1 protein-coding gene is annotated in these 575 nt (G+C 43.8%); it reads right to left on the bottom strand.

Annotated features, from left to right (window positions below):
• Positions 1-93: 93 nt before the first annotated feature.
• Positions 94-474 carry a cystatin family protein gene (locus R7Q46_RS28955; RefSeq protein WP_020839828.1) on the bottom strand — a complete coding sequence of 127 codons (381 nt, stop codon included), beginning with the start codon at positions 472-474 and terminating at the stop codon, positions 94-96.
• Positions 475-575 lie beyond the last annotated feature (101 nt).

Here is a 575-nt window from a genome sequence, read left to right as displayed (position 1 = left end):
AGCCACGGCTTAGTTCTGATGAATGTGATGGGCTGAACAGAACATCGTGAATAAAAATGGCTCCAATCGGGAGCCATTTTTTATGTCTGCATATTATGAGCAGAAGCGTCCAAGCTTTGCAGGTTGCGTCATTTTGATTTCGTCGTCTAACGAACGGTAGACAATCGTATTCCAGATTTCGCCATTATCCATTTCAAATTCAATCGCGTAATTCATGCCGCTTACCACCTGAGTGCGAACACTGAGGATTTGCTTTAACTTAGCGGAAGTGTTCATTTGCGCGAGTACCACATCAAGCAATGGTTGCGCTTCATCGGTCATGTCACTTTGTGACCATCCGCCGGGCAGTTTTTCTAAGTTACAGATTGGGTTCGCTTCCGGTTGCGATTGGGCAGGTGCCTCGGTCTCTTCCTTTTGATTACATCCAGCTAAAGCCACTACACATACGAGTGACGCCAATAATGTTTTCTTCATAACAAGACCTTTCTTTGTAATGTGCTCAGTATCCTAGGGGCTTCTGTGAATTATATCTGTTTCATATTCAAGAAAGTGTTGGTCACATATCGCTTTGTTTC

The sequence above is a fragment of the Vibrio sp. 811 genome (genome assembly GCF_033339195.1).
This window is presented reverse-complemented; position numbering and strand designations above follow the sequence as displayed.